The following is a 26,909-nucleotide window of genomic DNA, read 5'->3' on the forward strand; positions in this document are numbered from 1 at the left end:
GTCACGCCTTGACCAGTCCTTTCTCGCTGCCGCCGAGGGCCAGGTAGACGTCCTCCAGGCTGGGGGTGGCCAGCGTGAAGTCGTCCAGTGCGGCGAAGGCGGGGCCGGCGGTGACGGAGGCGACGACGGCCCGGGCGCGCTCCTGCGGCATGCGCAGCGTCCAGCGGCGCCCGGCGGTCTCGGCGCGTTCGCGCAGGGCCGCGATCTCCGGCAGCCCCAGCGGGGCCTCGTCGCGCCACACCAGGTCCAGCCGGACGTCGCCGGCCACGGTGGCCTTGAGTCCGGCGGGGGTGTCGCAGGCGATGACCCGGCCGCGGTCGAGCACGGCGACCCGGTCCAGGACGGTCTCGGCCTCGATGACGTTGTGGGTGACCAGCAGGACGGTGACGCCCGCTTCGGCGCGGCGGCGGTCCACCGCGGCCCACACCGCGCGGCGGGCGACCGGGTCCATGCCGGTGGTGGGTTCGTCCAGCACCAGCATCGGGCGGTCGCCGACCAGGGCGGCGGCGAAGCAGGCGAGGCGCCGCTGGCCGCCGGAGAGCCGGGCGAGCGGGCGGTCGGCGAGCGGGGCGAGGCCCAGTTCGTCCAGGACCGCGTCGCGCTGGGCGCGGGCGGCGCGGACATCGAGGCCGCGCAGGCGTCCGGTGGTCTCGGCGGCCAGCGCGACGGTGAGTTCGTCGAGCGCGGTGGACTCCTGGCCGAGGTAGCCGATGAGCCGGGCGGCCCGCTCGGGGTGGGCCACCAGGTCGTGGCCGAGCAGGCGGATGGTGCCGTGGTCGGGGCGGAGCAGCCCGGTCAGCTGGCGGACCAGGGTGGACTTGCCGGCGCCGTTGGGGCCGAGCAGGCCGAAGATCTCGCCGCGCCGGATGTCGAGGTCGATGCCGTCGTTGGCCCGTACGGCGGTGGGCGCGGGGCCGCGTCCGCGCGCGCCGAACCGTCCGCCCGGCCGTCCCGCCGGATAGCTCTTGACCAGCCCACGGACGGTCCACACCGCTCCGCGGGCCCCGGCGGCGGTGCGGGGGGCCGCCGCCCGTTCAGTGCCCGTACTCACGACCCATGAGCGTACGCGCCGTGGCTGTGCCCGGTGGCGCGGGGCCCGGCCCGGGTGTGCCGGGGTCAGTCGCGCGGGTCGCGGGAGGGCTCGCGGGAGGAGGAGCCCTCGGAGACCGTCCGGGCGTCCACCTCGCGCCAGAAGCCCGCCCGGATGGCGTAGCGGTCGTGTTCGTCGATCTGGTCGTCCTTGTGGGCGAGCAGGCCGAAGCGGGCGGCGTAGCGCAGCAGCTCACCGTCGATGCGGTGCGGCACCCGGGGGTATTCGGCGGAGAGGGTCTGCAGGTCGGCGGGGTTGGTGAGGCGGTCGATCCAGCGGCGGGCGAAGACCTGGCCGACCTCGAAGGGGTCGCCGCTGACCGTGGTGATGTCCTCCTCGCGGTCGGCCCAGCGCTGTTCGGCGGTGGTGAGCTGGGCCAGGGTGGGCAGCCCGGGGTCGGCGGCCTCGCCCGCGCCGCGGTCGATCCACCCCTTCTCGGACGACCAGCGCAAGGTGGCGGCGGGGGTTGGCTGGGGGGCGCCGGACGGCTGGGCGCGGCCGGCGCTGAGCCCGGCGAGGTCCTTGGGGGTGGGCACGCCCGGTTTGGCGGGGGCGGCCGGGGCGGGCGCCTGGCCGTTCTTGGCGGGCGCGGCGGTGGCGGCGGCCGGTTCGGCGGGCACCGGCTTGGCGGGGGCGCCGGGCATGGCCGACTCGGGCAGTGGGGCGGAGAGGATGGCCGCGATCTCCGGGCGCGGGCCGGGCGGCGGGCAGACCACGCCGACGTCCCGGGCCTTGACCGCGCGGGTGATCCATTCGCGGTCCAGGACGCGCCGTTCGTCGGCCTCGGCGACCAGGTCCTCCGACTGGTTGTAGTCGCCGTCGGCGGCCTGCACCGCCCACAGGTGGACGGCGACGCCGTGTTCCTTGGCGGACATCATGCCGGGCAGCAGGTCGCCGTCGCCGGTGACCAGGACCACGTCGGAGCAGGCGCGGTTGCGGGCGAGTTCGGAGAGTTCGGCGTGCATGGCGGCGTCCACGCCCTTTTGCGCCCAGCGTCCGTCGGTACGGGTGAGGGCGCCGAGGCGGACGGTGACCCGGGGCATGACACGCAGCCGGCGGTGCTCCGGCTGGGGGACGCGGTCGGGGGCGCCGTCGAACCAGTAGATCCGCAGCAGCGGCCGGCCGGTCTCCCGTTCGGCGCGGTCCCGCAGGCCCTGGACGATCGCGGCGTGGTCCACCGTGATCCGGGAGCGGGCGGGTTCTCCGGCGAGCAGGCTCGCGGCGGCGCCGAGCAGATACCCGGCGTCCACGAGGACGACGCAGCGGTCCACGTTCCACCCTCTTTCCCACGTCCGGTCGCCCCCGGCACGGTATTCCCTTGAGTCTGCCCGACCGGATCGAGGATATGAACGGGAACTCGATCATCGGCGTGGCGGATTCCGGGGAGAACCCGTGGCCGGCGTCCGTTACTTCAGGTGAACGCCCGAAATGCGACTTTAGTTCCGTCGTGCCACGCTGAGTTCGCTCCCCCGGCGCGCGCGGCACCCCCTCGCGGACCGGCCGCCGCGCCCTGCGGGGGCACCGCCCATCGTCCGAGATCCCAGGAGGAACGATCGTGGGCAAGCGAGGCAAGAACCAGAAGCAGGAACGGCGTCGGCCGGCGGCCCGCGGCACGGCGTCCGCCATGGAGTCCCCCACCGCCACCGCCGTACTGGAGTCGCGGGACGAGCCGGCGGCGGCCGGGGCCGAGCCGGTCTCCCGCAAGCGGCGGAAGAGCTTCGGCCACAACTGACGCCCCCGGCCGGGCCGGACGCGTTGCAGGGGCGCACCCGTGAGGGCGCGCCCCTGTCGTGTGCCGCGCGCGACGGCGCGTGCGGCCGGCGTGCGTCAGCTCGCCTGGGTGCCGCCCAGGCAGGCCGGGCCCAGCAGCGCCTTGAGGTCGCCGAAGAGCGCCGGGTCGGGGTCGACCCGGTGGCGGTCGAGGCGGAGCACGGTGGTCTTGCGGGCGCCCTGGAGCCGTACCCGTACCTCGGTGCCGCCGCGGTGGCTCTCCAGCACCTCGCCGAGGCGGGCCACCAGCGGCGGGGTGACCTTCACGGTGGGGATGGAGATGGTGACCGGGGCGTTGGCGGACGCCTCGGACAGGTCGGGCACCTGGAGTTCCATGGCCACCAGCCGCGGCACGTCCTCGCGCTTGTCGAGGCGGCCCTTGACGAAGACCACCGCGTCCTCGATGAGCTGGGTGGAGACGAGCTGGTAGGCGGCGGGGAAGAACATGCAGTCGATGGAGCCGGCCAGGTCCTCGACGGTGGCGATGGCCCAGGCGTTGCCCTGCTTGGTCATCTTCCGTTGCAGGCCGGAGATGATGCCGCCGATGGTGACGATCGACCCGTCGGCGTAGTCACCGCCGGTGAGCGCCGAGATCGCCGCGTCGGCGCGGTCGCCCAGGACGTGCTCGATGCCGAAGAGCGGGTGGTCGGAGACGTAGAGGCCGAGCATCTCGCGTTCCTGGGCGAGCAGGTAGGACTTCTCCCACTCCACGTCGGAGAAGGTGACGTCGAGCCCGAAGCCGGGTTCGTCCTTGCCGTCGTCGTCGCCCATGCCGCCGAACAGGTCGAACTGGCCCTCGGCCTCCTTGCGCTTGACCTGCACCACGTTGTCGATCATCGCCTCGTAGTGCTCGATGAGCCCCTTGCGGGTGTGGCCCATCTCGTCGAAGGCGCCGGCCTTGATCAGCGATTCGACGGTCCGCTTGTTGCAGACCACCGCCTCGACCTTGTCCAGGAAGTCGGGGAACGAGCTGTACTTCCCCTTCGACTTGCGGCACCGGATGATCGAATCAACCACGTTCTGGCCCACGTTGCGCACCGCGGTCAGACCGAAGAGGATCACGTCGTCACCCTGGGCGGTGAAGTTCGCGTCCGACTCATTGACGTTGGGCGGCAGCACCTTGATGCCCATGCGGCGGCACTCGTTGAGGTAGACCGCCGACTTGTCCTTGTCGTCCCGGACCGAGGTGAGCAGCGCCGCCATGTATTCGGCCGGGTAGTTGGCCTTCAGGTAGGCGGTCCAGTACGACACCAGGCCGTAGGCGGCCGAGTGGGCCTTGTTGAACGCGTAGCCGGCGAACGGGACCAGCACGTCCCACAGGGCCTGGATCGCCTCGTCGCTGTAGCCGTTCTTGCGCGCGCCGGCCTGGAAGATGGTGAAGTTCTTCGCCAGTTCCTCGGGCTTCTTCTTGCCCATCACGCGGCGGAGGATGTCGGCCTCGCCGAGCGAGTAGCCGGCGATGATCTGGGCGGCCTTCTGCACCTGCTCCTGGTAGACGATCAGGCCGTAGGTGACGTCCAGGACCTCCTTGAGGGGCTCCTCCAGCTCCCGGTGGATCGGCGTGATCTCCTGCTGGCCGTTCTTCCGCAGCGCGTAGTTGATGTGCGAGTTCATGCCCATCGGGCCGGGCCGGTAGAGCGCCGAGACCGCGGAGATGTCCTCGAAGTTGTCGGGCTTCATCATGCGCAGCAGCGAGCGCATGGGGCCGCCGTCGAACTGGAAGACGCCCAGGGTGTCACCGCGGGAGAGCAGTTCGAAGGTCGTGGGGTCGTCCAGCGGCAGGTCGAGCAGCTTGATGTCGGTGCCGCGGTTGGCCTTCACCAGCTTGACCGCGTCATCCATGATCGTCAGGTTGCGCAGGCCCAGGAAGTCCATCTTCAGCAGGCCCAGCGATTCGCAGGTGGGGTAGTCCCACTGCGTGATGGTGACGCCGTCGGAGGGGCGCACCCAGACCGGGACGTGGTCGGTGATGGTCTCGCTGGACATGATCACGCCGGCCGCGTGCACACCCATCTGCCGTACCAGGCCCTCGACGCCGCGCGCGGTGTCGATCACCTTCTTCACGTCCGGCTCGTTCTCGTACATCCCGCGGACCTCGGCGGCCTCGCTGTAGCGCGGGTGCTGCGGGTCGGTGATGCCGGAGAGCGGGATGCCCTTGCCGAGGACGTCGGCGGGCATGGCCTTGGTGATCCGGTCACCCATGGCGTACGGGTAACCCAGCACACGGGCGGAGTCCTTGATGGCGTTCTTCGCCTTGATGGTGCCGTAGGTGCCGATCATGGCCACCTTGTCGGCGCCGTACTTCTCGGTGACGTACCGGATCACCTCGCCGCGCCGGCGTTCGTCGAAGTCGATGTCGACGTCGGGCATGGAGACGCGCTCGGGGTTGAGGAACCGCTCGAAGATCAGGCCGTGGTCGATCGGGTCGAGGTCGGTGATGCCCATCGCGTAGGCGACGATCGAACCGGCCGCGGAGCCACGGCCGGGGCCCACCGCGATGCCGTTGTTCTTGGCCCACATGATGAAGTCGGCGACGACCAGGAAGTACCCCGGGAACCCCATCTGGATGATGATGTCCATCTCGTACTCGGCCTGCTTGCGCCGGTCCTCGGGGACCCCGCCGGGGTAGCGGCGGGCCATGCCGCGGTTGACCTCCTCCCGGAACCAGGTCACCTCGGTGTACCCGTCGGGGACGTCGAAGCGGGGCATCAGGTCGCGCTTGTCGAACCACCCGGTGGTGTCCACCTGCTGGGCCACCAGCAGGGTGTTGGCGCACCCCTGCTGCCAGGCGTCGGAGGAGTCGACGGCGTACATCTCGTCGGTGGACTTCAGGTAGTAGCCGGTGCCGTCGAACTTGAAGCGGTCCGGGTCGGAGAGGTTCTTGCCGGTCTGGATGCACAGCAGGGCGTCGTGGGCGTCGGCCTCGTGCGCGTAGGTGTAGTGCGAGTCGTTGGTGACCAGCGGGGGGATGTCGAGCTTCTTGCCGATCTCCAGCAGCCCGTCGCGGACCCGGCGCTCGATCTCGATGCCGTGGTCCATCAGCTCCAGGAAGTAGTGGTCCTTGCCGAAGATCTCCTGGTATTCGGCGGCGGCCTTGAGCGCCTCGTCGAACTGGCCGAGCCGCAGCCGGGTCTGCACCTCGCCGGAGGGGCACCCGGTGGAGGCCATCAGCCCCTCCGACCACTGCGCGATGGTCTCCTTGTCCATCCGCGGCCACTTCTGCAGCCACCCCTCGGCGTAGGCGTCCGAGGAGAGCCGGAACAGGTTGTGCAGCCCGGTCTTGTTCCGCGCCCAGATCGTCTTGTGGGTGTAACCGCCGGAACCGGAGACGTCGTCGCGCTTCTGGTGCGGCTGACCCCAGGTGATCTTGCGCTTGTTGCGCCGCGACTCCGGCGCCACGTACGCCTCGATGCCGATGATCGGGGTGACGCCGGCCTTGGTGGCCTGCTGGTAGAAGTCGTAGGCGCCGTGCAGGTTGCCGTGGTCGGTCATGGCGATGTGCGTCATGCCCATCTCCTGGCAGGCCGCGAACATGTCCTTCAGCCGCGCGGCACCGTCCAGCAGCGAGTACTGGGTGTGGACGTGCAGGTGGGTGAAGGGCGGCTTGCTCACCGGTGGGGCCTTTCGAAAGCGGAGCGGTCTGGGCACATCGGTCGGCCGGTCCGGCGGGCGGGACCGCACGGCACCGGATGGACCGACCCTACCCCCCGACCCCGGTTCCGCCCCTCCATTCTCCGGTACCCCACGGTCAACTCCGGCCGTCCCCTCCCGGGCCCGCCGCGATCACCCGCGTGATCGGGCGGGGCCGGGATCGCGGCGTGATCGTTGCCGGACCTTTAGGCGCCGCCTACGGCCCGCCGTGGCACACTCTTGGCCCATGGAAGGGACCGCACAGCTGAGGACGGCGCGTGCCGCGCTGTTCGCCGGGCTGTGCGTGACGCTGTCGTCCACGTCACACGTCCTGCTCTCCCGGGTGCCGCTGCCGTTGACGATGGTGGCGCTGGTCTTCGCCGCCGTCTTCCTGACCGCCTACGCGCTGGCCGGACGGGAACGCGGGTTCTGGGCGATCTCCGGGCTGCTGGTGCCGCTGGAGCTGGCCGCGGACACCGTGTTCACCACCGGCCAGCACGCCTGCTACGGCCCGGCCGGTGGTCCGGTGACCGGGCCGCTGCGCACCTTCGGCGCCGATCTGGTGTGTGACGGCGGCGCGGTCGGCACCCCGCTGACGGCGGCCGGGCCGGTGGTGGCCGACCCCGTGGTGCCCTGGCTGCTGCTGGCGGCGCACGCCGCGGTGGGGCTGGCCGCCTCGTGGTGGCTGCGGCGCGGTGAGGCCGCGGTGCAGCAGCTGTTGCGGGCCACCGCGGCGTTCGCGTTCCGTCCGCTGCTGCGGGTGGGCGCCGTGCTCGGGGCCCGGCTCCCGGTGGCGCCGCGGGTGCCCCGTCCGGCCGTCCGCGCCGCCGCCGCGCCACGGCCGCTCCTCCTCACGCACTCCGTGGTACGACGCGGGCCGCCCTGCCCGGCCGCGTCCGCGTAACCGTACCCACCCCTTCGTGACGGAGAGCACATCAGCCATGAGCAAGAAGAACACCTGGGAGAACAAGTCGTCCGCGCGTGAGCGCCTGAAAGTGGAGCGCGAGCGGCAGGCGAAGAAGGACAAGCTGCGCCGCCAGCTCTTCGCGGTCGGCGGCGTCGTCGTGGTGCTCGGCGCGGCGGCCGGCATCGCGGTGGCCGTGGCCAACTCCGGGGAGAAGGCCAAGCCGCTCGTCGTCCCCGCCAACGCGGCCGGGACCGACGGCACCACCGTCACCATCGGCGACAAGAAGGCCGCCCACACCCTCCACCTGTACGAGGACCCGCGCTGCCCGATCTGCGCCCAGTTCGAGCAGCAGGACGGCCCGGACGTGCTCAAGGCCGCGCAGGACGGCAAGTACAAGATCGAGTACACCTTCGGCACGTTCCTGGACAACAGCTTCGGCGGCTCCGGCTCCAAGCACGCGCTCTCCGCGCTGGGGGCGGCGCTCGACGTCAGCCCGGAGGCGTTCGTCAAGTACCACACCGCGCTGTACTCGGCGGCCAACCACCCCGAGGAGCAGCAGGACAAGTTCGCCGACAGCTCCTACCTGCTGAAGATCGCCGACCAGGTGCCCGAGCTGAAGGGCAACGCCGCCTTCACCAAGGCGGTCAAGGACGGCACGTACGACACCTGGGCCAAGAAGATGTCCGACTCGTTCAACAGCAGCGGCGTGCAGGGGACCCCCACCGCCAAGCTGGACGGCAAGGTCGTCGAGATCGCCGGGCAGAACTTCCCGCCGAGCGGGATCATCGGCTCCACGCAGCTGATGCAGACGATCGACAAGCAGCTCGGGACGAAGAAGTAACGTTCCGGTGCGGGTCCGGGCGCGGCCGTCCGGACCCGCGTCCGTCGCGGGTCGCTCAGATCTCCGTGAGGAAGGCGAGCGCGGTGGCCCAGGTGGCCTCGGCGGCCCGCTCGTCCCAGTCGGGCAGGCCGGGGTCGGTGTACAGGTGGCCGGCGCCCCGGTAGCGGTGGACCTCGACGTCGGCCCCGGCCCGCCGCATCCGCAGGTACCAGGCGTTCAGCCAGTCGTCCGGCTCGAACGGGTCCGGCTCGGCCACGTGCAGTTGCACCGGGATCGAGGTGGCGGCGTCGTCGGCGATGTCCGAGGTGCCGTGGAGCAGCAGCAGCCCGCGGGCGCGCTCGTCGCCGAGGGCGAGGTTCTGCGCGACGGAACCGCCGAGGGAGAAGCCGGCGTAGACCAGTCCGCGCTCGGAGTACGGCGCCGCGGCGGCCACCGCCCGGCGCAGCAGTTCGTCCCGCCCGATCTCGTCCTTGATCGCCATCCCCTCGACCGGGTCGTCGGCGGTGCGCCCGTCGTAGAGGTCGGGCACGTGCACCTCGTGGCCCGCGGCGCGCAGCCGGTCGGCGGCGGCGTGCACGGCGGGCCGCAGCCCGTACATGGAGTGGAGGAGCAGGATCGTGTGAGCGGCGGCCACCGTTGTGAGCTTCCTAACGGGTCGGGGGGTGAACGGACGCAGGGTCGCGTACGCGCGGCGAGCGCGGTTATACGAACCATCGTGCCAGGAACCACCCGGGGAACGGACATCGCCGCCGACGTTGGGACCATCGCATGCCGACCGTGTTGCGTCCGCTGATCGTGACGGGAAGCGCCCTGCTCATCACCATCGCGGTGGGCTGGGTGACGGACCGGGTGCTGCGCCGGATCGACGCGCGCGACCCGGAGACCCCGTTGTGGTCGCTGCTGCGCCGCTGCCGACTGCCGTTGCAGGTGGCGCTGTGCACCGGGCTGCTGCTGGCCTCGTACGGCGCGGCCGAGGTGGGCCACGGCCACGAGACGGGCATCGGGCGGACGCTGTCGCTGGTGCTGATCGCCGCGCTGGCCTGGCTGCTGGTGCGGGTGGCGGCGGCGGTGGTGGAGACGAGCTACGCCCGGTACGCCTCCTCGTCGCACGACGCGGCCCGGGTGCGCCGGGTGCGTACCCAGGTGACGCTGATCCAGCGGGTGGTGTCGGCCGCGGTCGGGGTGGTCGCGGTGGCGCTGATGCTGATGCAGTTCCCGGCGATGAAGGGGGTGGGCACCTCGGTGCTGGCCTCGGCCGGGGTGATCGCGGCGGTGGCCGGGATCGCCGCGCAGTCCACGCTGGGCAACCTCTTCGCCGGGCTGCAGATCGCCTTCGGGGACATGGTGCGGATCGGCGACACCGTGGTGGTCGAGGGCGAGTGGGGCACCGTGGAGGAGATCACCCTGACGTATCTGGTGGTCTCCACCTGGGACGAGCGGCGGATCACCATGCCGGTCTCCTACTTCACCAGCCGACCGTTCCAGAACTGGTCGCGCGGCGGCTCGCAGCTGACCGGCACCGTCTTCTTCCACCTCGACCACGCCACCCCGGTGGCCGAACTGCGCGACCGGCTCGGGCTGTTGCTCAAGGAGTGCGACGCGTGGGACGGCCGCGCCTGGTCCCTGGTGGTCACCGACACCACGCCCACCACGATCCAGGTACGGGCGCTGGCCACCGCCAAGGACTCCGACGACGTGTGGACGCTGCGCTGCACGATCCGCGAGACGCTGCTGGACTGGCTGCGCCGGGAGCACCCGTACGCGCTGCCGCGGGTCAACACCGCGCCGGCGCCGGGGCTTTCGGCCGCCCCGGCCCGCGTCCCCTCCCCCGGTCCGCACCCGGACGACGTGGGGCCGGGGCCGGGCAGTCCGGTGCGGCGCTGAGCGTTCAGTGCAGGCTGCGCACGTCCAGGTCGTGCAGGACCCGGTCGACGACCTCGGGGTCGGCGCCGGGTTCGCTGCGGGCGGCGAGGACCTCGTGGCGGGCGGCGGAGAGCAGTTCGCCCTGGATCCGCTGGATCTTGCGCAGCCGCTTGTGCCGGCGGCGTACCGCGTCCCGCTTCTCCGCCTCGACCACGTCGGGGCTGATCCGGGCGCCGATGTCGTAGGCGCGGCGGGAGAGCGTCTCGCGCATCTCCTCGGGGAGCTCCTCGACCTCCTCGATCTCCTTGAGCCGGCGGCGGGCCGCCTTGGCCGCGCGGACCGCGAGCTTGCGCTCGAACTCCCGCTCCGCCGCGTCGTCCTTGCCCACCCCGAGCCGGCGCACCAGCCACGGCAGGGTGAGCCCCTGGAGGACCAGGCTGACCAGCACCACGGCGAAGGCGATGAACAAGATGGCGTCCCGGCCCGGGAACGCGGCACCGCCGGCGGTCTTCAGCGGCACCGCGAGCGCCAGCGCCACCGAGGCCACCCCGCGCATCCCGGACCACCACATCACCACCGTCTCCCGCCAGGTGGCCGGGATCTCCTCGGCCACGTCGCGTTTGCGGTGCAGCCGTTGGGCGAGCCAGGCGGCCGGCAGCAGCCAGGCCAGCCGGACCCCGACGACGGCGGCGACCACCAGCGCGGCGCCGGTCAGCAGCCGGTCGGCGTGGGCGGCGGTGCCGAAGACGTTGTGCAGCTCCAGGCCGATCAGCCCGAAGGCGGCGCCGGTGACCATGGTGTCGACGATGCTCCAGAAGGTGTCGCCGGCCAGCCGCCCGGTGACATCGTCGGCGTCGCTCATGTGCTCGGAGAGGAAGAGCGCGGTGGTGAGCACCGCCAGCACCCCGGAGCCGCGCAGTTCCTCGGCGATGGCGTAGCTGGCGAACGGCACCAGCAGGGAGAGCCCGATCTGGAGGTTGACGTCGCCGAGGACGCCCATCATCTTGTGGGCGATCCAGCCGAGCACCAGGCCGACGACGATCGCGACCACGGCGGAGAGCACCAGTTCGCCGACGGCCGGGGGCCAGGAGAACGAGCCGGTGACCGCCGCCGCGATGGCCACGTGGTAGAGCACGATCGCGGTGACGTCGTTGAAGAGCCCCTCGCCCTCCAGGATCGACACCATGCGCCGGGGCAGCCCCAGCCGGCCGGCGACCGCGGTGGCCGCCACCGGGTCGGGCGGCGCCACCAGCGCGCCCAGCGCGAACGCCGCGGCCGGCGGCAGCCCCGGCACCGTGGCGTGGGCGACCGCGGCCACCACCAGCATGGTGACGAAGACCAGCGCCACCGCCAGCAGGAAGATCGGCCGCCGGTTGGCCGCGAACTGCCGCCAGGAGGTGCGCTGCACGGAGGCGTACAGCAGCGGCGGCAGCACCAGCGGCAGGATCAGCTCGGGGTTGATGGCGACGTTGGGCACGAACGGCAGCAGCGCCAGCGCCGCGCCGAAGAGCGTCATCAGCACCGGTGCCGGCAGGTTGAGCCGGTCGCCCACGGGCACCAGCACCACGACCCCGAGCAGCACGATGAAGAGCAGGGCGAGCTGGTCCACGGGCGCACACGCTCCCAGGGTCGGGATCTTGCAGCGGCGCTTGACAGCCTGCCACGGCGGGTGCGGCGCAAACGTGAGGTGCGCCTCGCGGAGCGGCCGGTGGTGTCACCGACCGAGCCGGACCGCGGTGCGCCCGTGGTCCGGCGGAGGCGTCAGGCGCTCTCGGCGCGCACCGCGTCCAGCGCGTGCTGGAGGTCGTCCGGGTAGCGGCTGGTGAGCTCCACCCAGCGGCCGTCCGCGGGGTGTTCGAAGCCGAGCCGGACGGCGTGCAGCCACTGCCGGGTCAGCCGCAGCCGCTTGGCCAGCGTGGGGTCGGCGCCGTAGGTGAGGTCGCCGACGCACGGGTGGCGGTGGGCGGCCATGTGCACCCGGATCTGGTGGGTGCGGCCGGTCTCCAGCTTGATGTCGAGCAGGCTCGCCGCGCGGAACGCCTCCACCAGGTCGTAGTGGGTGACGCTGGGCTTGCCGTCGGCGGTGACGGCCCACTTGTAGTCGTGGGTGGGGTGGCGGCCGATGGGGGCGTCGATGGTGCCGCTGAGCGGGTCGGGGTGGCCCTGGACCAGCGCGTGGTAGCGCTTGTCGACGGTGCGCTCGCGGAACTGCTGCTTGAGCACGCTGTAGGCCAGCTCCGACTTGGCGACCACCATCAGCCCGGAGGTGCCCACGTCCAGCCGGTGGACGATGCCCTGGCGCTCGGCGGCGCCGGAGGTGGAGATCCGGTAGCCGGCCGCGGCCAGCCCGCCGATCACGGTGGGGCCGGTCCAGCCGGGGCTGGGGTGGGCGGCGACGCCGACCGGCTTGACGATCACCACCACGTCGTCGTCGTCGTGGACGATCTCCATGCCCTCGACGGGTTCGGCGACCACCCGGACCGGGGCCGCCGGGGCCGGCATCTCGACCTCCAGCCAGGCTCCGCCGCGCACCCGGTCGGACTTCCCGGCCGCGGCGCCGTCCACCCGCACCTTGCCGTCGGCGGCCAGCTCGGCCGCCTTGGTACGGGAGAAGCCGAACATCCGGGCGAGCGCGGCGTCGACGCGCTCGCCCTCCAGGCCTTCGGGGACGGGCAGGGTACGGGTCTCGGGAAGCGTGCTCACCCGATCGAGTATGCCGGAACCGCGGACCCCCTCGTCCCGCGCGGTCGGCCGGGGGGTCAGTTGCGGTGGACGGTGCCGTCCGGGTCCAGGCCGCGGAAGGAGAGCCAGACGATCAGCACGCCGCCGCAGACGATGGCGGAGTCGGCCAGGTTGAAGACGGCGAAGTGGGCCGGGGCGATGAAGTCGACGACGCCGCCCTGGAAGACGCCGGGGGCCCGGAAGATCCGGTCGGTGAGGTTGCCGAGCGCCCCGCCGAGCAGCAGCCCGAGCGCGATCGCCCACGGCACGCTGTAGAGCTTGCGGGACAGACGGGCGATCACGCCGATCACCACCAGCGCGATCACCGTGAAGACCACGGTCATGCCCTCGCCGATGCCGAAGGCGGCCCCCGAGTTGCGGATGGCCCACAGCTGGAGGTAGCGGCCGAGCAGCGGGACCGGCGGCTGGTTCTCCAGGTACTGGACCACCAGCGTCTTGGAGATCAGGTCGAGCGCGTAGGCGAACGCGGCCACCCCGAAGAGCACCAGCAGGCGCCGGCTGCCCCGGGGGGCCGGCGGGGCGTCGTCGGCCGGTGCCGGGCCGGTGGACGCCTCCGCCGGTTCCTCCGCCGCGCGTGCCGTGGCCCGCTCCGGCTCCTGTTCCTGGTCGAAACCTGGCGTACCGATGGTCCGCTCCGCCTTCGTCACGTGAGTCCCTCAGCCTTCGGTCCCGGGGCAGCCCGCCGGGCGTACTGACGGGATCGAGCGTACGGCACGCGTCCGGCCGCGGTCAGCGGCGTTCGGTCCGCTGCTTGCACTCGACGCAGAGGGTGGCCCGGGGGAACGCCTGCATACGGGCCTTGCCGATCGGCTTGCCGCAGGACTCGCAGAGCCCGTAGGTGCCGTTGTGCAGGCGTTCCATGGCGTGCTCGGTCTGCCGGAGCATCTCGCGGGCGTTGTCGGCGAGGGCCATCTCGTGCTCGCGGGAGATGTTCTTGGTGCCCACGTCGGCCTGGTCGTCGCCGGCTCCGTCGCCGGAGTCGCGCATCAGGCCGGAGATGGCCTCCTCGGCCGCCTTGATCTCGCCGCGCAGCCGGCGGGCCTCGGAGTCCAGTTCGGTCCGGGCCTCGGCGACCTCGTCGGGCGTCCACGGCTCCTCACCGGGGCGTACCGCGAGGGTGCCGGGTTCGGCGGGGGCGCCTTCGGCCGCGGCGCGGGCCGCGGGGAACGCGGACGTGTCGGATCCGGCCGCGTCGGCCACTGTCTTCTTCGCAACCACCGTCTTGGCCTCCGTCTGCTCAGCGGTCGCGTCGTTCGCCGCGGCCGTCGCCTGGTGTGTGGTGGTGCTGGTGGCCGCCTCGTCGTCGCCGGCCGGGGCCACCCCGCCGTGTGCCGCGCCGGCCGCGAGCCGGGCGGCGGTCCCCGTTCCGCCGGCCGGGTGCGGCGCGGTGGCCGGGTCGCTGCGCCGCCGGGGGCCGGTCCGCCGGGCCGGCCCGGTCGTGGCGGTGCTGCCAGTGTGCTCCTCGCCGGCCTCGGCGGGGACGGCCGGGAGCGGGCTCCTGGACGTCTTCTCGGCGCCGGTCCGGCGGGCGGGGGCTTTCTTCGCCGCCGGTGCCGGGGCGTGCTCCGGGGTACGCCGGGCGGATTCCGCGGCGGGCTTCTTCACCACCATGAGCGCGGCCCCTTAACAATTGGTGATCTTGCTAGCGAATGGTGCCGGAACGATAAATCGACATGAGACCCGCGGCAACGGGGCACGCCGCCGCCCAACCGTCCGGCGGGCGCCGCCGCACCCCATGGTCTGCACACGTTGTGCCCAGCTCGCGGGCGCATAATCCGGTACGCCCCGAGAAGCGAGGCATATGGCAGGCAGCCTCTGCCCATTCGGGTCACCCGGGGTCACCGTCGGTCATCCGGAGGAAGCCCACCCGGCCGCGCCGTACACTGGGGCGCAGCGAAAGGCGTGGATGGGGACGAGTAACGCCGTACGCAGCCATCAGCGACCCGGGGACGGTGCGAGCCCGGGGGTGTGCGCGGCGCGAAGATCACCCCGGAGCCGGCGGAGGAAAACCCGGAGCGTGGCGTGCCGGGCGAGTAGAACCGTCGTCGCGGCTCAATGAGTGGGCCGAGGGAGCCCCCGTTCCCCGGCCAAGGAGGGTGGTACCGCGGGAAGGCCGCAGCGGCGGCGTTTCTCGTCCCTCCGACGGTAGACGTGCGACGTTCCCGCCGGAGGATGTTGGATGAGCCAGTACCGCCAGGTGCCCGCCCAGGTCGACCTGCCAGCGCTGGAGCACGAGGTGCTCGCGTTCTGGCAGGAGAACAAGGTCTTCGCCCGCTCGCTCGAACAGAGCGCGGGGCGCCCGGAGTGGGGGTTCTACGAGGGCCCGCCGACGGCCAACGGCATGCCGGGCGCCCACCACATCGAGGCCCGGGTCTTCAAGGACGTCTTCCCGCGCTTCAAGACCATGCAGGGCCACCACGTGACCCGCAAGGCCGGGTGGGACTGCCACGGGCTCCCGGTGGAGCTGGCGGTCGAGAAGGAGCTGGGCTTCTCCGGCAAGCAGGACATCGAGCGGTACGGCATCGCCGAGTTCAACGCCAAGTGCCGGGAGTCGGTCACCCGGCACACCGACGCCTTCGCCGAGCTGACCCGGCGCATGGGCTACTGGGTCGACCTGGACGACGCCTACCGCACCATGGACCCCGAGTACGTGGAGTCCGTGTGGTGGTCGCTCAAGCAGATCTTCGACAAGGGGCTGCTGGTCCAGGACCACCGGGTCGCCCCCTGGTGTCCGCGGTGCGGCACCGGGCTCTCCGACCACGAGCTGGCGCAGGGCTACGAGACCGTGGTCGACCCGTCGGTCTTCGTGCGCTTCCCGCTCACCTCCGGCCCGCTGGCCGGCGAGGCCGCGCTGCTGGTGTGGACGACCACCCCGTGGACGCTGGTGTCCAACACCGCGGTGGCCGCCCACCCCGAGGTGACCTACGTGGAGGCCACCGACGGCAACGAACGCCTGGTGGTGGCCGAGCCGCTGCTGGCCAAGGCGCTGGGCGAGGGGTGGTCGGCCACCGGCCGCAGCTTCGCCGGCCGCGAGATGGAGCGCTGGACCTACCGGCGCCCGTTCACCCTGGTCGAGCTGGACGACGCCCACTACGTGGTCAACGCCGAGTACGTCACCACCGAGGACGGCACCGGTCTGGTCCACCAGGCGCCCGCCTTCGGTGAGGACGACCTGAAGACCTGCCGCGCCTACGGCCTGCCGGTGGTCAACCCGGTCCGCCCGGACGGCACCTTCGAGGAGGGGCTCGGCCTGGTCGGCGGCCAGTTCTTCAAGAAGGCCGACGAGGCCCTGGTGGCCGACCTCGACGCGCGCGGCCTGCTCTTCCGCCACGTGCCCTACGAGCACAGCTACCCGCACTGCTGGCGCTGCCACACCGCGCTGCTGTACTACGCCCAGCCGTCCTGGTACATCCGCACCACCGCGGTCAAGGACGCCCTGCTGCGGGAGAACGAGCGCACCAACTGGTACCCCGAGTCCGTCAAGCACGGCCGCTTCGGCGACTGGCTGGACAACAACATCGACTGGGCCCTGTCCCGCAACCGCTACTGGGGTACCCCGCTGCCCATCTGGCGCTGTGCGGAAGGCCACCTGACCTGCGTCGGCTCCCGCGCCGAGCTGTCCGAGCTGGCCGGCCGCGACCTGTCCGGGCTCGACCCGCACCGCCCCTACATCGACGAGGTCACCTTCACCTGCCCGCAGTGCCCGGGCGAGGCGCACCGGGTGCCCGAGGTGATCGACGCCTGGTACGACTCGGGCTCGATGCCGTTCGCGCAGTGGGGATACCCGTACCGCAACAAGGAGCTGTTCGAGGCGACCTACCCCGCCCAGTTCATCTCCGAGGCGATCGACCAGACCCGCGGCTGGTTCTACACCCTGATGGCCGTCGGCACCCTGGTCTTCGACCGCTCCGCGTACGAGAACGTGGTCTGCCTCGGCCACATCCTCGCCGAGGACGGCCGCAAGATGTCCAAGCACCTGGGGAACATCCTGGAGCCGATCCCGCTGATGGACCAGCACGGCGCCGACGCGGTGCGCTGGTTCATGGCCGCCGGCGGCTCGCCCTGGGCCGCCCGGCGCGTGGGCCACGGCACCATCCAGGAGGTCGTCCGCAAGACCCTGCTGACGTACTGGAACACGGTGGCCTTCCAGGCGCTGTACGCCCGCACCTGCGGGTGGGCCCCGGGGGATGCCGACCCGGCCCCGGCGGACCGTCCGCTGCTCGACCGCTGGCTGCTGGGTGAGGCCAACACCCTGGTGCGCGAGGTCACCGAGGCGCTGGAGGCGTTCGACACCCAGCGCGCCGGCAAGCTGCTGTCGGCCTTCGTGGACGACCTGTCCAACTGGTACGTGCGCCGGTCGCGCCGCCGGTTCTGGCAGGGCGACGCGGCGGCGCTGCGCACCCTGCACGAGGTGCTGGAGACGGTGACCCGGCTGATGGCGCCGCTGGTGCCGTTCATCACCGAGCGGGTCTGGCAGGACCTGGTGGTGCCGACCACCCCGCGGGCCCCGGAGTCGGTGCACCTGTCCTCCTGGCCGGTGGCCGACGAGGCGCTGATCGACGCCGGGCTGTCGCAGCGGATGCGGCTGGTGCGGCGACTGGTGGAGCTGGGCCGGGCCACCCGTGCCGAGTCCGGCGTCAAGACCCGTCAGCCGCTGTCCCGCGCGCTGGTGGCGGCGGCCGGGTTCGAGTCGCTGGAGGAGGACCTGCGGGCGCAGATCGCCGAGGAGCTCAACGTGGCCGCGCTCGCCTCGCTGGCCGAGGTCGGCGGCTCGCTGGTGGAGACCACGGCCAAGGCCAACTTCCGGGCGCTGGGCAAGCGGTTCGGCAAGGGCACCCCGGCGGTCGCCAAGGCCATCGCGGACGCCGACGCCGCCGCCCTCTCCCTCGCGCTGCGGGAGGGCACCGCCTCGGTGGTGGTGGACGGCGAGACCGTCGCCCTCTCCCCCGACGAGGTCGTCATCACCGAGACGCCCCGCGAGGGCTGGTCGGTGGCCTCCGACTCCGGTGCCACCGTGGCGCTCGACCTGCACGTCACCCCTCAGCTGCGCCGCGCCGGTCTGGCCCGGGACGTGATCCGGCTGGTGCAGGAGGCCCGCAAGAACAGCGGCCTGGACGTCGCCGACCGGATCGCGCTGCGCTGGCAGACCGGTGACGAGGAGCTGGCGGCGGCCCTGGCCGAGCACGCCCCGCTCGTCGCCGAGGAGGTGCTGGCCACCGACTTCGCCGCCGGCGAGGGCGACGACACCTTCGGCGCCCCGTTCCGTGACGAGGCGCTCGGCCTCACCTTCCGGCTGCGCAGGCGGTGAGCTGATCCGCCGGCGCCGCCGGCCGGGCCGTGGGACGGTCCGGCCGGCGTCGGCGCGCTGCGGTCACCAGGCCGGAGCCGTACACGCAAAAGGGCCGGGGCCCCAGGGGATCAACCCCAGGGGCCCCGGCCCTATGTCACTCGGCGACCGCCGCGCGACCGAAACCGATCAGTCGGCGATCAGTTGTCGTCCTCGTCGATCAGGAAACCGCGCATCGGCGTCGGCGCCTGCTGCAACGGCTGCGGACCCTGCGGGCGCACCGGTGCCATCGGCTGCGTCATCGCCGGCGACATCTGCTGCTGACCGCCGTAGGTCTGGTTGCCGCCGCCGGTGTGGCCGCCCATCTGCTGGCCGCCGTACGACTGGTTGCCGCCGCCGGTGTGGCCCATCGAGGAGGCACCGGCCGCCGCCATGCCGCTGCCCATCGAGCCGCCCATGGAGGACGAGGACGGCAGGGAAGCGGTCGCCGGTGTGCGCGGCGGGGCGAGCGAGTCGTCCGCCTGGTTCTCCAGCTGACGCAGCTGGCTCTCCAGGTAGGACTTGAGCCGGGTGCGGTATTCACGTTCGAAGCCCCGCAGGTCCTCGACCTTGCGTTCGAGGGTGGCGCGGGCGGACTCCAGGGAGCCCATGGCCACGCGGTGCTTCTCCTGCGCGTCCCGCTCCAGCGCGTCGGCCTTGGCGCGGGCGTCCCGCTCCAGGCCCTCGGCGCGGCTGCGCGCCTCGCCGACGATCTTGTTGGCCTCGGAACGGGCCTCCGCGATCGCCTGGTCGGCGGTCTGCTGGGCCAGCGACAGGACGCGGGCGGCGCTGTCGCCACCGGGTCCGCCCTGCTGCTGCATCGGGTGGCCGCCCTGCTGCATCGGGTGCCCCTGTCCCATGGGGCCACCCGGGCCCATCGGACCTTGTCCCATCGGGCCGGGGCCCATGGGACCCTGCGGGCCGTGCTGCCCGCTGGGACCGGCCGGCAGCTGCGGGGCGCCCGGAAGCTGGGGCGGCCCCATCTGCTGCTGGTGCTGCTGGCCGGGCGGCACCGGCTGCGGTCCGGATATGGCGGCGGGCACGGGGGAGCCCTGCCTGTCCTGCTGCTCCGGCTTGCGCATCTGCTGCTGCTGGTTCTGCGCGGCGGCACGGGTGGCCGCGGCCAGCTTGGCCCGCAGGTCCTCGTTCTCGCGCAGCAGCCGGGTCAGCTCGGCTTCGACCTCGTCGAGGAAGGCGTCGACCTCATCCTCGTCATAGCCCTCTCGGAGGCGGACGGTCGTGAACTGCTTGTTACGAACGTCCTCGGGGGTCAGCGGCATCTCTTCACCTCAACGTGATCGTCGGCAATTGGCAAGACCGTATCGTTCACAGCCTGGCCACGACGGAGATCAGGATGTAGACGATGATCATCAGTACGAAGAAGGACAGGTCGAGCGCCACGCCCCCGAGACGCAGCGGCGGGATCAGCCGCCGCAGAAGCTTGAGTGGCGGATCGGTGACAGTGTAGGTGGCTTCGAGTATCACCACCATCGCCTTCCCCGGACGCCACGATCGGGCGAACTGGAAGACGTACTCCATCACCAGCCGGAAGATCAGCACGATCAGGAAGCACATCAACGCGATGTGGATGACCTGCTTTGCGACATCCATCGCGCTTCCCTCTCCCCTGCTCTCCACCGGCTCTGCGGTCCGGTTCCACGTGCCTGCGTATGTCAGCTCTGGTTGAAGAACCCGCCCTCGGCGATCCGGGCCTTGTCCTCCGCCGTTACATCGACGTTAGCAGGAGACAGCAGGAACACCTTCTGCGTCACCCGCTCGATGCTGCCGTGCAGCCCGAAGACGAGACCCGCGGCGAAGTCGACGAGGCGCTTGGCGTCCGTGTCGTCCATCTCGGTCAAATTCATGATCACCGGGGTGCTCTCCCGGAAGTGTTCCCCGATCGTACGGGCTTCGTTGTACGTGCGAGGGTGGAGCGTCGTGATCCGGTAGGGCTCCCGCTCCGACACGACCTTGGGCATGATCACCGGTGCGTTCTTCTCCAGAGTGCGGCGTTCGGGTGTGATGGATGCCACGGGTGCGATCCGCGGCTCCCGGGGGGCCGGCGCGTGGGTGACGCGGGCCGGTTCGTCCTGCGGGGGCTGGTGCTGACGCCGGGCGCGGTCGGGCTCCGGCTCGGGTTCGAACTCGTCGTCGGGGTCGAACCCCGGGCCGTCGTACCCATCGTCCTCCACGAGGCCGAGGTAGACCGCCATCTTGCGCATCGCGCCGGCCATGCTCTGCGTCCTCCGCTCTGTGGTGGATCGGCACCGTCATCAGGTGAGGGGATCCACTTCGGTCAGCTCCGAACCTGACGGAGCATGACCATATTTTCTGCTGTGGTCCGACTTGCTGGTGACGTTACCGGAGCCCAGGACGGACTCCGAGTACCGCCGTACCCACGCGCACATGTGTCGCACCGGCGGCGATGGCCTCCTCGAGGTCCGAACTCATCCCTGCGGAGACCATGTTTGCAGCAGGATGGCTCGCGCGCAGGGCAGATGCGATTTCCATCAGCCGCTCGAATGCTCTTCGCGGCTGCGAGGCGTACTCCCCGGCAAGCGGCGCGACCGTCATCACCCCATCGAGGCGCAGCCCTTGAGCTGCGGCGATCGCGTCGGCGACGGCCGGGACGTCCTGCGGGGCGAGGCCGCCGCGGCTGCCGAGCGAGCCGGTCGGCGCGTCGAGCGCCACCTGCACCAGGCACCCCGTCGTCCGCTCGGCGCGCACCGCCGCCGAGGAGAGCGCGGAGACCAGCCGGAGCCGGTCGACCGAGTGCACGGCGTCCGCGTAACGGACCACGGAGCGCGCCTTGTTGGTCTGCAATTGTCCGACGAAGTGCCAAGTGAGTCCGAGATCGGCGCATTCCGCCGCTTTCGGGGCCGCTTCCTGATCGCGGTTCTCCGCGACCTCACGGACGCCGAGTTCCGCGAGAAACCTCACATCCGAGGCCGGGTAGGTCTTGGTGACCACGATGAGGGTCACCTCCTCGCGCGGCCGGCCCGCGGCCCGGCACGCGGCGGCGATCCGCTCCTCGACACCGGCCAGATTCCTGGCGAGTTGCGACTTTCTGTCCGTCACTTGCTGCCGTCTTTCCCGCACGTGCCGTCACTGCCGATCCATACGTACCCGGCGAGCCGGCCGGTGGTCCTCTCCCGCCGGTACGAGAAGTGGTCCGGTGATTCACGGGTGCAGATATGGGATTTCTCACCCTTCGTCACCCCCGCGCCGACGAGTTGGGCCCGCACTCCGGCGGCCACGTCCACCGCCGGTGTCCCCCACAAGGTGGTCGCCCACGCCCGCGGTGCCACCGCGGCGACGTCGGCGCGCATCGCCTCGGGCACCTCGTAGCACCGGCCGCAGACCGCGGGCCCGGTGTGGGCGGTGATCCGCTCCGGGCGGGCGCCGAGCGCGGTCATCGCCTCGACGGCCGCCGGGACCACCCCGGCCACCAGCCCGGGACGGCCGGCGTGCGCGGCGGCCACCACCCCGGCCACCGGGTCGGCGAGGAGCACCGGGACGCAGTCGGCGGTGAGCACCGCGAGCGCCAGCCCGGGCCGGTCGGTGACGATCGCGTCCACCGCGGGCACCGGGTCGTCCCCCCAGGGGGCGGTGACGTGGGCGACGTCGTTGCCGTGCACCTGGTTCATCCACACCACGCGGCCGGGGTCGAGCCCCAGCGCGCCCGCCGCCGCGGCCCGGTTGGCGCGGACCGCGGCCGGGTCGTCGCCGACCGCGCCGCCGAGGTTGAGCTCCTCGTACGGAGCGGCGCTCACCCCGCCCCACCTGTCGGTGAAGGCGAAGTGGGCGCCGCTCACTTCGTAACGCTCGCTTATCACCTGCGAATGATCACTTCAGGAAGTCCGGGACGTCCAGTTCCTCGGCCTGGCTGTCCTGGTGGTAGCGGGGGGCCGGGGGGGCCGGGGGCGGGGTGACGGGGGGCAGCGGGGCCTCGACGACCGGGGCCGGGTCGGGCTCCTCGTCGCGCTGCGGGGCGACCGAGCCGAGGCCGCCGAAGGCCGGGCGGGTGGACGGCTCGGCGGACTGGCCGCCGGGGCGGGACTGACCGCCGCCGTCCTCGCGGCCGTAACCGCCGAGCACCTTCTCGCGGTTCTTGGTGGGCGGCTGGCCGCCGTCGAACCCGGCGGCGATCACGGTGACCCGCACCTCGTCGCCGAGGGCGTCGTCGATGACCGCGCCGAAGATGATGTTGGCCTCCGGGTGCGCCGCCTCGCTGACCAGCTGCGCCGACTCGTTGATCTCGAACAGGCCGAGGTCGGAGCCGCCGGAGATGGAGAGGAGCACACCACGGGCGCCGTCGATGGACGCCTCCAGCAGCGGCGAGGAGATCGCCATCTCGGCCGCGGCCACCGCGCGGTCGTCGCCGCGCGCCGAGCCGATGCCCATCAGCGCCGAACCCGCCTCCGACATCACGGACTTGACGTCGGCGAAGTCGAGGTTGATCAGGCCCGGGGTGGTGATCAGGTCGGTGATGCCCTGGACACCGGAGAGCAGCACCTGGTCCGCGGACTTGAACGCGTCGAGCACGCTGACCTGGCGGTCGGAGATGGACAGCAGCCGGTCGTTGGGGATGACGATGAGGGTGTCCACCTCGTCGCGGAGCGCGGCGATGCCGTCCTCGGCCTGGTTGGCCCGGCGGCGGCCCTCGAAGGTGAAGGGGCGGGTGACCACGCCGATCGTCAAGGCGCCCAGTGAACGGGCGATGTTGGCGACCACCGGGGCGCCGCCGGTGCCGGTGCCGCCGCCCTCGCCCGCGGTGACGAAGACCATGTCGGCCCCCTTGAGGACCTCCTCGATCTCCTCGCGGTGGTCCTCGGCGGCCTTGCGGCCCACGTCCGGGTTGGCGCCGGCGCCGAGGCCGCGGGTGAGCTCGCGGCCGACGTCGAGCTTGACGTCGGCGTCGCTCATCAGCAGGGCCTGCGCATCGGTGTTGATCGCGATGAACTCGACGCCCTTGAGACCGACCTCGATCATCCGGTTGATGGCGTTGACGCCACCGCCGCCGATGCCGACGACCTTGATGACTGCGAGGTAGTTCTGCGGTGCTGCCACGTCGAAGGCCTCTCGCCTCGATTTACGTGCCGGTGTCCCGCGAAGCCGCGGAGCACCGGCGGATGCCGATGGGACGGTCCGGACGCCCGACCCGAACCCTAAACCTGAGGTTTAGGGTTACCAGTATGTCTGTGCCTTGTGCCTGCCCTGGACAGGACAGTAAGTCGACAAGCGGTTCCCGTTCAACGAACACGCCGAACCTACCGCTTTTCTTTTGACCCTATGTGATCACGCCTGACGCGGGCGAACCAGGGTCACCACGGAAAGCGCGACGTCAACTTCCCGATGCGGCGGGGGCGCTGGGGACACTCACGTCGAAGTGGCGCGCGCCCCCGGCCGCCTTCAGCAGCGCGCGCAGCGCCACCGACTTCTGCGCCCCGCGCTCCGCGCTCCCCCACACCACCGTGCGCCCGCCGTCGAGTTGCAGCGAGACGGCGTCGAAGGAACGCACCTGGATGACGCGGGTCCGCTTGCGCACCGGCGCGGGGAGATCCGTGGCGACCTGTACCGCGGCCCGCAGAAGACGATCCGGGCCGAAATAGCCATTACTGGACGAAGCGTCCCGGCCGGCCGATCCGTCGCGCGTTCCGGAACCGGTCGCCAATTCCACCCGGGGAACACCGGAAGGAGCGGTCGACTCCGTGGCAAAACGGACACCATCGGCGTCCAGTTCCACATATTTTCCGTCCTTTTCCAGAACGGCTGCCGGAGTTCGCTCGGTCACATTGAGCGTCAGGGTGTGCGGCCAGGAACGGACCACCTCCACCGCGGCCACCCCGGGCAGCCCGGAACGGACGCGTCCGGCCACCGCGTCGGTGTCCACCGAGGCCAGCGCGGTGCCCTCGGGCACGGCCGCCGCCGCCCGCACCTGACCGGCGCCGAGCGCGCGCACCCCGGTGACCCGCACCTGACGCACCCGCAGCCAGGGCGAGAGGTACAGCACCGCCAGGCAGCCGGCGACCACCACGGCCACCGCGACCAGCAGCAGGAGCAGGCCGCGCCGGGAGAGCCGCGGGCGCCGGGCGGCGGGCGGGGTGGGGCGGGGCGGACCGGCGGTCTCCCGCTCCGCCCGCCGGGTCGTCATCGGTCCGGCCACGCCTCCACCCTTCCGTCCGTTCGCGGCCCTATCCTGCCCGGCCGGCCGCGACGGCCTCGTGCACCATGCCGACGAGCAGGTCGTCGGCGTCCCGGCGGCCGAACTCGGCGGCGGACCGGGACATCTCGTACAGCCGGTGCGGATCGGTCAGCACCGGCAGCACGTTGCCCAGCACCCACTCCGGGGTCAGCTCGGCGTCGTCCACCAGCAGGCCGCCGCCGGCCTTGACCACCGGCTGGGCGTTGAGCCGCTGTTCGCCGTTGCCGATGGGCAGCGGGACGTAGGCGGCGGGCAGGCCGACCGCGGAGAGCTCGGCCACCGTCATCGCGCCGGCCCGGCACAGCATCATGTCGGCGGCGGCGTAGGCCAGGTCCATCCGGTCCAGGTAGGGCACCGGGACGTAGGGCGGCATGCCGGGCATGTTGTTGGGGGTCGGCAGCTCGTTCTTGGGGCCGACGGCGTGCAGGATCTGGACACCGGACTGCTGGAGGCGCGGCGCCACCGCCTGGACGGTCTCGTTGAGCCGCCGGGCGCCCTGGGAGCCGCCGGAGACCAGCAGGGTGGGCAGGTTGGGGTCGAGCCCGAAGGCGGCGCGGGCCTGCGGACGGACGGCGGCCCGGTCCAGGGTGGCGATGGCCCGGCGCAGCGGGATGCCGATGTAACGGGCGTCACGCAGCTTGCTGTCGGGCGTGGAGACCGCGACCACCTTGGCGTACCGCGAGCCGATCTTGTTGGCCAGGCCGGGGCGGGCGTTGGCCTCGTGCACCACGATGGGCACCCCGAGGCGCTTGGCGGCCAGGTAGCCGGGGAGGGCCACGTAACCGCCGAAGCCCACCACGCAGTCGGCCTTGGTGCGTTCCAGCACCTGCTCGGCGGCCTTGATGGTGCCGCGCAGCCGGCCGGGCACGGTGATCAGCTCCGGGGTGGGGCGCCGTGGCAGCGGTACCGCCGGGATGAGCGCCAGTTCGTAGCCGCGTTCCGGCACCAGCCTGGTCTCCAGGCCACGCTCCGTACCGAGCGCCGTGATACCCACGGTCGGGTCCTGCCTGCGCAGGGCGTCCGCGAGCGCGAGCGCGGGCTCGATGTGGCCGGCGGTCCCTCCGCCGGCGAGAACGACATGCACCGAAATTCACCGCTTCCTGGACGGTCGTCGCCTGGCGAGCCGTCTCATGCTCCGTGTGATTACCCCAGTCGGAAAACCGTGTCCCCGCGCGGCCAGTGCCGCCCGCGCCGCGGGCTCGCTCCTGGCGAAGGAGACCAGCAGCCCGACGGCGAACATGGTCGGCAGCAGGGCCGAACCCCCGTAGGAGAACAGCGGGAGCGGAACTCCGGCGATCGGCAGCAGGCCGAGCACCGACCCGATGTTGACCACGGCTTGCGCCATGATCCAGGTGGTCACGCTTCCCGCGGCGAACCTGACGAAGGGATCCTCCGTGCGTCCGGCCACGCGGATACCCGCATAGCCTAGAGCCGCGAAGAGACCCAGTACCGACAGCGTCCCCGCCAGCCCCAGTTCCTCCCCGGTGACGGCGAAGATGAAGTCGGTGTGCGGCTCGGGGAGTTGGCCCCATTTTTCCACACTGGCGCCGAGTCCGGAACCGAACCATCCGCCGGAGGCGAGTGCGTAGATTCCGTGAACGGCTTGCCAGCACTGGTCGGCCGGACCGGGATCGGTGGCACCGAGGCAGGCGAACCGGGACATCCGGTGCGCACTGGTCTTGATCAGGACGAGCGCCAGGATTCCGGCGACCGACAGCACCCCGGCGAAGAGCCGGGTCGGGGCGCCGGCCAGCCACAGCAGCCCGAAGAGCATCGCGGTGAGCACGATCGCGGTGCCCATGTCGCCGCCGATCAGGATCAGCCCGAGGATCAGGAAGACCACCGGCACCAGCGGCACCAGCAGGTGCTTCCACTGGTTGAGCAGACGCTTGTCGTGCTTGCGGGCGAGCAGGTCGGCGCCCCACAGCACCAGCGCCAGCTTGCCGAACTCGCTGGGCTGCATCTGGAACGGGCCGCCGAGCGCCAGCCAGTTGCGGTTGCCGTTGACCGACATCCCGATCCCCGGCACCTGGATCAGCGCCATCAGGAAGACCGAGCCGGCCAGCAGCGGATAGGCCAGCGCCCGGTGGCCCTTGACCGGCAGCCGGGCCGCCACCACCGCCAGCACCGCGCCGATCGCGGCGGCCAGCAGCTGCTTGCGGAAGAAGTACGTGGACGGCAGGCCGCGCTGCAACGCCTTGATCTGGGAGGCCGAGAAGACCATCACCAGCCCCAGCACGATGATGAGCAAGGCGGCGCCGACGATGACGTAGTAGGCGGTCAGCGGGCGGTCCCAGGTGCGCCGGGCCCGTTCCAGGAGCGCCAGCGGGCCGCGCGGGGCGAGCCGGCCGCGGGCGGCGGCACCGCTCGGCGCGCGCCCCGGGCCGGGTACGGCGGCGCCGGCCCGGGGCGGGACGCGCCGGGGCGGCAGCGCCCGGGCGGCCCCCGGCCCCGGGCGGCGTGTTCCGTTGCGGGCGCCAGGACCTCCGTCCGTCATGCGCGTCCCTTTCCTCGTACGTCCCGCCGGTTGACCGG

At 72.0% G+C, this 26,909-nt stretch carries 22 protein-coding genes; 5 read left to right on the plus strand and 17 right to left on the minus strand.

Features of this window, described 5'->3' with window-relative positions; genetic code table 11:
• Position 1: 1 nt before the first annotated feature.
• Positions 2-991 (minus strand): ABC transporter ATP-binding protein, encoded by a 990-nt coding sequence (locus tag SCATT_RS05455; RefSeq protein ID WP_014627542.1) that lies wholly within the window; start codon positions 989-991, stop codon positions 2-4.
• 125 nt (positions 992-1,116) lie between these two features.
• A complete protein-coding gene (locus SCATT_RS05460; protein ID WP_014141939.1) occupies positions 1,117-2,361 on the minus strand; it encodes an NYN domain-containing protein in 1,245 nt (414 codons plus the stop codon).
• A gap of 284 nt (positions 2,362-2,645) precedes the next feature.
• On the opposite strand from SCATT_RS05460, the gene SCATT_RS38890 reads away from it, so the two are divergent.
• The gene (locus SCATT_RS38890; protein WP_014141940.1) at positions 2,646-2,822 is read left to right on the plus strand and encodes a hypothetical protein; all 177 of its coding nucleotides are present in this window, start codon (positions 2,646-2,648) and stop codon (positions 2,820-2,822) included.
• 95 nt (positions 2,823-2,917) lie between these two features.
• On the opposite strand, the gene dnaE is transcribed toward SCATT_RS38890, so the two are convergent.
• Positions 2,918-6,472 carry a DNA polymerase III subunit alpha gene (gene dnaE / locus SCATT_RS05465; RefSeq protein ID WP_014141941.1) on the minus strand — a complete coding sequence of 1,185 codons (3,555 nt, stop codon included), beginning with the start codon at positions 6,470-6,472 and terminating at the stop codon, positions 2,918-2,920.
• Between the two features lie 265 nt (positions 6,473-6,737).
• Here dnaE and SCATT_RS05470 point away from each other — a divergent pair, with 265 nt between their 5' ends.
• Positions 6,738-7,394: a hypothetical protein gene (locus tag SCATT_RS05470; RefSeq protein ID WP_014141942.1), complete on the plus strand. Its 657-nt coding sequence runs from the start codon at positions 6,738-6,740 to the stop codon at positions 7,392-7,394.
• A 37-nt stretch (positions 7,395-7,431) separates the two neighbouring features.
• Entirely contained in the window at positions 7,432-8,238 is an 807-nt protein-coding gene (locus SCATT_RS05475; RefSeq protein WP_014141943.1) for a thioredoxin domain-containing protein, read from the plus strand.
• 55 nt (positions 8,239-8,293) lie between these two features.
• Here the strand turns inward: SCATT_RS05475 and SCATT_RS05480 are convergent, their stop codons facing one another.
• Positions 8,294-8,872: a dienelactone hydrolase family protein gene (locus SCATT_RS05480; protein ID WP_014141944.1), complete on the minus strand. Its 579-nt coding sequence runs from the start codon at positions 8,870-8,872 to the stop codon at positions 8,294-8,296.
• A gap of 134 nt (positions 8,873-9,006) precedes the next feature.
• Here SCATT_RS05480 and SCATT_RS05485 point away from each other — a divergent pair, with 134 nt between their 5' ends.
• Positions 9,007-10,122 carry a mechanosensitive ion channel family protein gene (locus SCATT_RS05485; protein ID WP_014141945.1) on the plus strand — a complete coding sequence of 372 codons (1,116 nt, stop codon included), beginning with the start codon at positions 9,007-9,009 and terminating at the stop codon, positions 10,120-10,122.
• A gap of 4 nt (positions 10,123-10,126) precedes the next feature.
• On the opposite strand, the gene SCATT_RS05490 is transcribed toward SCATT_RS05485, so the two are convergent.
• The 4 genes from SCATT_RS05490 to SCATT_RS05505 form a co-directional block, all read right to left on the minus strand.
• Entirely contained in the window at positions 10,127-11,710 is a 1,584-nt protein-coding gene (locus tag SCATT_RS05490) for a Na+/H+ antiporter (protein ID WP_014141946.1), read from the minus strand.
• Positions 11,711-11,862: 152 nt separating this feature from the next.
• Positions 11,863-12,804, minus strand: a complete 942-nt coding sequence (locus tag SCATT_RS05495) for an RluA family pseudouridine synthase (protein WP_014141947.1) — start codon at positions 12,802-12,804, stop codon at positions 11,863-11,865.
• Between the two features lie 56 nt (positions 12,805-12,860).
• Positions 12,861-13,490: a signal peptidase II gene (gene lspA, locus SCATT_RS05500; RefSeq protein ID WP_014141948.1), complete on the minus strand. Its 630-nt coding sequence runs from the start codon at positions 13,488-13,490 to the stop codon at positions 12,861-12,863.
• Between the two features lie 82 nt (positions 13,491-13,572).
• Complete coding sequence (locus tag SCATT_RS05505; protein WP_014141949.1) at positions 13,573-14,454, minus strand: TraR/DksA family transcriptional regulator; 882 nt, start codon at positions 14,452-14,454, stop codon at positions 13,573-13,575.
• Between the two features lie 568 nt (positions 14,455-15,022).
• Between SCATT_RS05505 and ileS the strand changes: the two genes are divergently transcribed.
• Positions 15,023-18,151 carry an isoleucine--tRNA ligase gene (gene ileS, locus SCATT_RS05510; protein WP_014141951.1) on the plus strand — a complete coding sequence of 1,043 codons (3,129 nt, stop codon included), beginning with the start codon at positions 15,023-15,025 and terminating at the stop codon, positions 18,149-18,151.
• Positions 18,152-18,330: 179 nt separating this feature from the next.
• Here ileS and SCATT_RS05515 read toward each other — a convergent pair whose 3' ends face one another.
• The 9 genes from SCATT_RS05515 to ftsW form a co-directional block, all read right to left on the minus strand.
• Positions 18,331-19,449: a DivIVA domain-containing protein gene (locus tag SCATT_RS05515; RefSeq protein WP_014141952.1), complete on the minus strand. Its 1,119-nt coding sequence runs from the start codon at positions 19,447-19,449 to the stop codon at positions 18,331-18,333.
• Between the two features lie 46 nt (positions 19,450-19,495).
• Complete coding sequence (locus SCATT_RS05520) at positions 19,496-19,780, minus strand: YggT family protein (protein WP_014141953.1); 285 nt, start codon at positions 19,778-19,780, stop codon at positions 19,496-19,498.
• A gap of 62 nt (positions 19,781-19,842) precedes the next feature.
• Entirely contained in the window at positions 19,843-20,403 is a 561-nt protein-coding gene (locus tag SCATT_RS05525; RefSeq protein ID WP_014141954.1) for a cell division protein SepF, read from the minus strand.
• Positions 20,404-20,527: 124 nt separating this feature from the next.
• Positions 20,528-21,247, minus strand: a complete 720-nt coding sequence (locus SCATT_RS05530) for a YggS family pyridoxal phosphate-dependent enzyme (RefSeq protein WP_014627545.1) — start codon at positions 21,245-21,247, stop codon at positions 20,528-20,530.
• Positions 21,244-22,005, minus strand: a complete 762-nt coding sequence (pgeF, locus tag SCATT_RS05535; protein WP_014627546.1) for a peptidoglycan editing factor PgeF — start codon at positions 22,003-22,005, stop codon at positions 21,244-21,246. The genes SCATT_RS05530 and pgeF overlap by 4 nt, the downstream gene beginning before the upstream one ends.
• Before the next feature lie 10 nt (positions 22,006-22,015).
• On the minus strand, positions 22,016-23,239 hold the full coding sequence (gene ftsZ, locus SCATT_RS05540; RefSeq protein ID WP_014141957.1) for a cell division protein FtsZ: 1,224 nt from the start codon (positions 23,237-23,239) through the stop codon (positions 22,016-22,018).
• 274 nt (positions 23,240-23,513) lie between these two features.
• Entirely contained in the window at positions 23,514-24,335 is an 822-nt protein-coding gene (locus SCATT_RS05545; protein WP_014141958.1) for a cell division protein FtsQ/DivIB, read from the minus strand.
• Between the two features lie 28 nt (positions 24,336-24,363).
• Positions 24,364-25,458: an undecaprenyldiphospho-muramoylpentapeptide beta-N-acetylglucosaminyltransferase gene (gene murG / locus SCATT_RS05550; RefSeq protein ID WP_014141959.1), complete on the minus strand. Its 1,095-nt coding sequence runs from the start codon at positions 25,456-25,458 to the stop codon at positions 24,364-24,366.
• Positions 25,459-25,464: 6 nt separating this feature from the next.
• Positions 25,465-26,871, minus strand: coding sequence for a putative lipid II flippase FtsW (ftsW, locus tag SCATT_RS05555; protein WP_014141960.1), 1,407 nt, complete (start codon positions 26,869-26,871; stop codon positions 25,465-25,467).
• Positions 26,872-26,909: the final 38 nt, after the last annotated feature.

Source organism: Streptantibioticus cattleyicolor NRRL 8057 = DSM 46488 (genome assembly GCF_000240165.1).
GTDB classification, from domain to species: domain Bacteria; phylum Actinomycetota; class Actinomycetes; order Streptomycetales; family Streptomycetaceae; genus Streptantibioticus; species Streptantibioticus cattleyicolor.